Origin of the sequence: Actinomadura sp. RB99 (assembly GCF_014706005.1) — a bacterium.
GTDB lineage: Bacteria > Actinomycetota > Actinomycetes > Streptosporangiales > Streptosporangiaceae > Spirillospora.
This window is the reverse complement of sequence record NZ_JABMCA010000176.1, coordinates 1-1,394: the sequence shown is the minus strand read 5'-3', so window position 1 is coordinate 1,394 and position 1,394 is coordinate 1. Positions and strand designations below refer to the sequence as shown.

Annotated in this window: 2 rRNA genes; both read right to left on the bottom strand. The window is 58.3% G+C overall.

The features are described from left to right. Window positions 1-876, bottom strand: a 23S ribosomal RNA gene (locus amrb99_RS49405); the annotation flags it as partial. Between the two features lie 429 nt (window positions 877-1,305). Next, a 16S ribosomal RNA gene (locus tag amrb99_RS49400) occupies window positions 1,306-1,394 on the bottom strand; the annotation flags it as partial.

Genomic DNA, 1,394 nt, shown 5'->3' with positions numbered 1-1,394 from the left:
ACCACAGGTCATCCCCCAGGTTTTCAACCCTGGTGGGTTCGGGCCTCCACACCGTCTTACCGGCGCTTCACCCTGCCCATGGCTAGATCACCCCGCTTCGGGTCTACAGCATGCGACTATTGCGCCCTATTCAGACTCGCTTTCGCTACGGCTACCCGCCACCGGTTAACCTCGCCACACACCATAACTCGCAGGCTCATTCTTCAAAAGGCACGCCATCACCAACACACATCCGAAGACATGCGAGGAGGCTCTGACGGCTTGTAGGCACACGGTTTCAGGTACTATTTCACGACCCCTCACCGGGGCACTTTTCACCATTCCCTCACGGTACTGATCCGCTATCGGTCACCAGGAAGTATTCAGCCTTACCACGTGGTCGTGGCAGATTCACACGGGATTTCACGGGCCCCGTGCTACTCGGGAACACACCCAAGAGGCATCGCAATTTCGTCTACCGGACTCTCACCGTCTACGGTCGGCCTTCCCATGCCATTCGACTATCACGATACTTTGTAACTCTTCGCCAGCACGGCAGTACTGACCGGATGGTCCCACAACCCCGCACACGCAACGCCTGCCGGCTATCACACGCGCACGGTTTAGGCTCCTCCGCTTTCGCTCACCACTACTCACGGAATCACTATTGTTTTCTCTTCCTGCGGGTACTGAGATGTTTCACTTCCCCGCGTTCCCACCAACCTGCCTATACATTCAGCAGGCGGCGACACCCCATGACGAGTGCCAGGTTTCCCCATTCGGAAATCCCCGGATCAAAGTCTGGTTGCCGACTCCCCGAGGCATATCGCAGGCTCCCACGTCCTTCATCGGCTCCTGATGCCAAGGCATCCACCGTATGCCCTTAAAAACTTGAACACACAAAACGATCAAAACAAATCGCAGAGACAAAACCCAACCCCCCACACCCCCCGAAAAGGGAAGGCGAAGAGCGAGGTTTCATCAGAGATGCTCGCGTCCACTGTGCAGTTCTCAAAAAACAACCGGGCCAACCAGAACCGCACCACCGTCACGGTGATGCGGCTACAGGTCCCGCAGTCCGAGGTCACCGGGCAAAGCCCGTTTCCTCAGGACCCAACAGCGTGTCCAGCTCCCCACCCACCCGACACCGCCGTTCCCACTCCCGAAGGTCACCCTCCAGGCGGTACTTGCCGGCTCACACGAGTAGCGAGCTGAATAACCAGTGCTCCACATCTATGAGCAGCCACCCGACGAACATTCGCCGCCGATGATGACCACCGACCCGGACTCTCCGAAGAGCAGTCCCGGCCAGTTGATGCTCCTTAGAAAGGAGGTGATCCAGCCGCACCTTCCGGTACGGCTACCTTGTTACGACTTCGTCCCAATCGCCGGCCCCACCTTCGACCGCTCCCCCC